This is a genomic window from Scytonema sp. UIC 10036 (genome assembly GCF_009725235.1).
In genome coordinates, this window is the sequence record NZ_WJFC01000366.1 from 1 (window position 1) to 5,719 (window position 5,719).

At 43.6% G+C, this 5,719-nt stretch carries 5 protein-coding genes; 1 reads left to right on the forward strand and 4 read right to left on the reverse strand.

Going from position 1 to position 5,719, the window contains the following annotated elements:
* Positions 1–28: 28 nt before the first annotated feature.
* The 4 genes from F7734_RS60145 to F7734_RS60160 form a co-directional block, all read right to left on the reverse strand.
* Positions 29–1,165: a citrate synthase gene (locus tag F7734_RS60145; RefSeq protein ID WP_155753661.1), complete on the reverse strand. Its 1,137-nt coding sequence runs from the start codon at positions 1,163–1,165 to the stop codon at positions 29–31.
* 113 nt (positions 1,166–1,278) lie between these two features.
* Positions 1,279–1,776, reverse strand: a complete 498-nt coding sequence (gene sixA, locus F7734_RS60150) for a phosphohistidine phosphatase SixA (protein ID WP_155753662.1) — start codon at positions 1,774–1,776, stop codon at positions 1,279–1,281.
* Positions 1,777–1,878: 102 nt separating this feature from the next.
* Positions 1,879–3,171, reverse strand: a complete 1,293-nt coding sequence (locus F7734_RS60155) for a bifunctional oligoribonuclease/PAP phosphatase NrnA (RefSeq protein WP_155753663.1) — start codon at positions 3,169–3,171, stop codon at positions 1,879–1,881.
* 427 nt (positions 3,172–3,598) lie between these two features.
* Positions 3,599–4,096, reverse strand: a complete 498-nt coding sequence (locus F7734_RS60160; RefSeq protein WP_038108409.1) for an HNH endonuclease — start codon at positions 4,094–4,096, stop codon at positions 3,599–3,601.
* Between the two features lie 331 nt (positions 4,097–4,427).
* Here F7734_RS60160 and alr point away from each other — a divergent pair, with 331 nt between their 5' ends.
* On the forward strand, positions 4,428–5,618 hold the full coding sequence (alr, locus tag F7734_RS60165) for an alanine racemase (protein ID WP_155753664.1): 1,191 nt from the start codon (positions 4,428–4,430) through the stop codon (positions 5,616–5,618).
* The last annotated feature ends 101 nt before the right edge of the window (positions 5,619–5,719 follow it).

Genomic DNA, 5,719 nt, shown 5'->3' on the forward strand with positions numbered 1-5,719 from the left:
CTACTCCCTACTCCCTACCCCTCATTCCCTACCTCTTCTCAATCGGGATGTAAGGAGCAGAATGCTTACCGTTGTAAACTTGAGTGGGACGATAAATCCGGTTTTCTTCTAGTTGTTCTTTCCAATGGGCTAGCCAACCAGCAACACGGGCGATCGCAAATATTGGTGTAAACAAGTCTGTTGGGATTCCCAATTTCGTATACACCAAACCGGAATAAAAGTCAACATTGGGATAAATACCTTTGTGTCCCAATTTTTCCTCTACGACTCGTTCCATTTCTTGGGCAATGTCGTAGTATTTATCCGGTTTAAACTGGTCAAACAGTTGCTCTGCCATATTCTGTAGAATTGTGGCACGCGGATCTTTTACCTTATACACGCGATGGCCAAACCCCATAATCTTGGCTTTGCGGTCGATACAATCCTCAACATAAGGACGGACATTTTCTACAGAACCAATCGCCTCTAACATCTGAATGACTTCTTCATTCGCTCCTCCATGGAGCGGTCCTCCTAAGGTTCCTACTGCACTGGCAACTACAGCGTATGGATCTGTTAGGGTAGAGGCTGTAACTCTAGCACTAAATGTGGAAGCGTTCATTGTGTGTTCGGCGTGAAGTATCAAGCAAATATCAAATATTCGCGCCGCCAGTGCTTCGGGTGCGCTCTCATTGAGCATATACAAGAAATTAGCGGAATAATCCAAATCATCTCGGGGACGTACCGCATCATCACCGTTTCGCATCAATTGGAAAGCTGCCACCATTGTGGGAATCTTGGCTATCAGGCGAACGACAGCATCACGAATGTATATTGGATTGTTCAAATCCCGGCGGGAATAAAATAAGCCCAATGCAGCCGCAGAGGCTTGTAAAGCATCCATCGGGTGACCGCTTTCGGGAAAGCATTTCATCATATCGCTAATGCGATATTTGATTCGCCTGTGATTGCGAACCTCAGACTCAAATGCTGCCAGTTCTTCGGATGTGGGCAATTCGCCCCAGATTAAAAGATAAGCAGTTTCTAAAAATGTACTCTTTTCTGCTAGTTCCTCAATCCGAATGCCACGGTATTCTAATATTCCCGCATGCCCATCAACTCTGCTAATACTGGATTGGGCGGCGGGAATGCCATCCAACCCAGGCTTGAATTCGCACACCATCATGGCAACACCATCTGTTCCGTAAAGTATTTCTAAGAAAGCAACATCCCAGAAATTCTTATCACCATAACAGTATCCGTTTCCTTGGAATTTCTTTCAAAAACGTTACACTACTGCTAAAGCAAGTATTTGGGTGGCGTCAACCAAAACATTTGACTGCAACCCAGAGGAGATCCCTTTTCTGGTAGTTTTACCCCAATCATACCCGCTTTTTTCAGGACTAAGGATGCTTTGTCTTGCCCCCAAACTAGAATTTCTGCCCAAGCGCTTAAATTTGGTTCATGTCCCACCAATGCAAGTTGGGTGTCAGGGGCGTAATTTCTTGGCTCTAGCCATTCTGTCACCCAATTGTGAATCTGCCCTTCTGGTGTAAGATAGGAACATTCTTCAAGCTGAGAACTCAGCCCCTCTGATATCAGTATTTCTGCTGTTTGACGCGCTCTCACTAAGGGGCTTGTAGCGATTAAATCAAAATGGAAACCCATCTGCTTGAGTCGTTGGGCGACTTTCTCTGTTTTTTGCTTTCCCTCTTTTGTCAGCGATCGCTCTTCATCTTTTTTTATCTCTGGTTGTTTCTCTTCGGCTATGCCGTGACGGATTAAATATATTTCCATTTTGTCAATTGCTAATTGCTAATTGCTAATTGCTAATTGCTAATTGCTAATTGTTGTTTTTCATCAGCCATTAGCCATTAGCCATTAGCCATTAGCTAGTCCCTATTCCGATTGAATTGGATTATCTTTAGGATTTACCAATCTCAGAAGCTTTTGTTTAATTTGAGCATCAAAAACTTCCCATTTCATTTTCGCATAAGCAGAATTCTCATTGCTGCCTGATAAGAATCCCATGGGAATCTCAAATCCACCTGCGCTTGTTCTCCCACCACCAAAAAAGCGCCCGCTACTATCTTGTCCAAAAGCTTCTTTGATAAATTCATCGGGATCGAGTGTTAACTTAGTGGTTCTGAGAGAACCAATCACAACTTCTAATTCCTCATCTTCATCGTGAACGATGCCATAAACTACGGCAGTATGAACGTTTTCTTCTGTAACCAGAAAATCTGCTGCTTGAGGAATGGCGTCACGGTCATCGTAGCGTAAGTAACCAACACCAGCAATGGAAAAGTTATTTTGCACAATGCGGTTTTTTAGCGATCGCTCTATAACATCCATGACTCGTTTAGAACGATTCGCCTGCAGTACTGCATTTAGCAGTTGTGCGTCATAAAATCTACTCAGATACGCTGCTGCCATAAAATCATCTTCCTGTGCTTGCATCAGTCTATTCGTATCCGATCGCAAGCCATGCATCAAGGCAGTCGCGCATTTTACGTGTTGGTTAATACTACTATCTAGCGATAGCAATCCTGCCTGTAAGTATTGAGTAAAAATTGTTGCTGTCGCTCTCACAGATGGACGAATATCAATAAAGTCTGATTTGATATCGCTTTGCAAACTGTGATGGTCGATAATTGCCACTAAGGGAATGCCAGCATGCTCCACTACAGGCACTAGCTGAGAAGTTGTTCCTTGATTATCTATCAGTACAAAACCTTGATACGATGAGGTCAGATCCTTGCCTTTTAACGTTTGCAACGTCCAACGCTGGGCAGGTAAATTAGTTAGCTTTACCAAGGCTATGTTTTCTTGGTGACTCAAAGCGCCAGCGTAAACAATGTCACACTTGATTTCGTATTGCTGTGCGATGAGCTGGTATGTCCATGCGGAAGACAAAGCATCAGGATCGGGAAAATCTTGCAAGACGATCAGATGCCGTTCTTGTCGGTGTGCTAGAAGCATGGCACGCAGTTCTTCCGCTTTGCGATCGCTCACTACACCGTTACGCTGGTTTGAAGAATTGCCTGACTCACTAGTCAACGTTGTTGTAATTGATTGTCGATTGAGTGGAACTTCAATTGAGTCTCTATCGTCTACTTCACCATCCTCTGATATTGAATCTGTTAACGGTGGAAAATTTTCAAACTGGGTTAGGGAAGAATTAAGTTGCATATCTATGGTCTTTAAGAGTGTGTAGCTCACTGACTTTGGTTAAGAAATATTACAGTTAGTGATTTGCTATTACAGCCACACATCTACAATCTTCGCAGAATTATTCCAGACTGGCACTATATCTGTCAGTCTAGATTGATATGAAAGTTTTTCAACCAACTTGATATTATTGGGTTGCTAAATTGAGGCCAAATGACCTTGTTGCCCAAACTTGGCAAATTTATGACGTACCCTGGTTGACTTTTCACTAATCTGTGTTATATTAACAAAGTTGCTTCCAAGCGGGCAAAAAATTTGCAGGCTTTTCTGTCAACTTTAAACGCTTGCGTCTGAGTTAAAGTCACAGATAAACAAAGCTTCACCAAGCTAGGGCAACAACGTAAAGACCTGACAGTTGACCACTGTTCTTAGAGAGGAACAAGGTTTGTCAGAGTCCGATAACATATTTTTGCCATTCTTTGTGCAACCCGCTCTTGAGATGTTTACTGACCTCGAAATAGAGACTGCTGTAAGGTCTTCGGGGATGATGACGTAACATCATGTGAGCCTCACTAGGTGTACGATTTCCCTTCTTGACGTTACAGCGGACACAGGCAGTTACTATGTTTTCCCAAGTATCGCCGCCACCACGCGATCGCGGTACAACATGGTCTAGAGTTAAGTCATCTCCCGTATAACCGCAGTATTGACACGTATGACCATCCCGATGAAGGAGATTCCGTCGAGTGAGAGGAATTTCCTTATAGGGAACCCGCACGTAATGTCGCAACCTAATAACGGTTGGAAGTGGAAAGCCCGAATAGAGTTGCTTGTTATTGATTTCAACCCGTTCAGCTTTGCCTTTAATCAACAAGACCACGGCTCGCCGCCAGCTCGTGATATTGAGCGGTTCGTAAGAGGCGTTTAGAACTAAAACCTTCCCCATTGATAAGCGCTCAAGCTATTAATTTTACATATATTAACACAAATCTATCCTCCTTTTGGTGATGAGGATAAATTATACTTCCTACAAAAGCAGGAATTGGGAAATAGTCAAGGGTTAGGGGGTTAGGGGTTAGGGGTTAGAGGTTAGGGGTTAGAGGTTAGGGGTTAGGGGACAAGGGAGAATAACTCTTGCTCAATCCCTACTCCCTACTCCCTACTCCCTACTCCCTACTCCCTATTTCTTGTTAAACTTTCCGATTATCGCGAAAGGTTGCGAGTATTGGGAATAATACTTGCAACCAAAAAGTGGTGTGATAGGAGAGTAAGCAAAAATGCTAAGCCACGACAAAAACCATCTTATTTTTAATCAGCAAAGCGATCGCTATGCCTGGATGTCCCAACGTGCTTGGGTAGAAATTGATTTGGCGGCATTGTCCCATAATGTGAGTCAACTTATAAAGTTTCTGTCACCAAGTACCCAACTGATGGCAGTGGTAAAAGCTGATGCCTACGGACATGGAGCGATCGTTGTTGCTCAAACAGCTTTAGCATCAGGTGCAAGTTGGCTCGGAGTTGCTACAGTTCCAGAGGGAATTCAATTAAGAGAAGCGGGTATTGAAGCACCAATTTTGATTTTGGGCGCAACTCATACGCCAGAACAAATCCAAGCTATTGCACATTGGCAACTTCAACCAACACTGACTAGCCCCAAACAAGCTTTAGTATTTTCTAATACTTTAGAAGATATTAACTATGATTCTCCCTTACCCGTACATATTAAATTAGATACAGGAATGTCTAGGTTGGGAACAAATTGGCAAGAAGCGGCTGAGTTTGTTCAGTTAGTGCAGCGTTTGCCCCATCTTGCTATTAAGAGCGTTTATTCTCACCTCGCGACAGCTGATAGCCCAGACACTACTGTGATGAAGCAGCAACAGCAGAGGTTTGAAACTGCGATCGCTCAAATTAAAGCCTTGGGAATAGAACCTCCTTGTTTGCATCTAGCAAACTCCGCTGCCACTCTCAGCGATAAATCATTACACTATGACATGGTACGTGCGGGTTTGGTGATTTATGGTCTTTACCCAGCCGCTCATTTAGACTCCAGCATCAAGCTAAAGCCAGTCATGCAAGTCAAAGCAAGAGTTACCCAAGTCAAAACGATTGCACCCGGAACGGGCGTCAGCTACAGCCATCATTTTGTAGCACAGCGAGAACTCCGCTTAGCCGTGGTAGGAATTGGTTATGCCGACGGTATACCTCGCAATCTTTCCAACAAAATGCAAGTGTTGATTCGAGGTCAGCGTATACCACAAATTGGTGCAATTACAATGGATCAGTTGATGCTGGATATCAGCACATTACCAGATATACAAGAAGGTGAAGTTGTGACTTTACTGGGGAAAGAAGGAAAAGAACAAATTTCTGCCGAAGATTGGGCAAATCAGCTAAATACAATTTCTTGGGAAATTCTCTGTAGCTTCAAGCATCGCTTGCCGCGTGTAACACGGGTTAGTGGTTAGTGGTTAGTGGTTAGTGGTTAGTGGTTAGTGGTTAGTGGTGAGTGGTTAGTGGTTAGTGGTTAGTGGTTTGTGGTTAGTGGTTAGTGGTTAGTGGTTAGTGG

What these genes read in the sequence shown, in the direction of transcription:
- F7734_RS60145 (WP_155753661.1), bottom strand. Translation starts at nt 1,165, where the DNA reads ATGATGGTGTGCGAATTCAAGCCTGGGTTGGATGGCATTCCCGCCGCC.
- F7734_RS60160 (WP_038108409.1), bottom strand. Translation starts at nt 4,096, where the DNA reads ATGGGGAAGGTTTTAGTTCTAAACGCCTCTTACGAACCGCTCAATATC.
- sixA (WP_155753662.1), bottom strand. Translation starts at nt 1,776, where the DNA reads ATGGAAATATATTTAATCCGTCACGGCATAGCCGAAGAGAAACAACCA.
- alr (WP_155753664.1), top strand. Translation starts at nt 4,428, where the DNA reads ATGCTAAGCCACGACAAAAACCATCTTATTTTTAATCAGCAAAGCGAT.
- F7734_RS60155 (WP_155753663.1), bottom strand. Translation starts at nt 3,171, where the DNA reads ATGCAACTTAATTCTTCCCTAACCCAGTTTGAAAATTTTCCACCGTTA.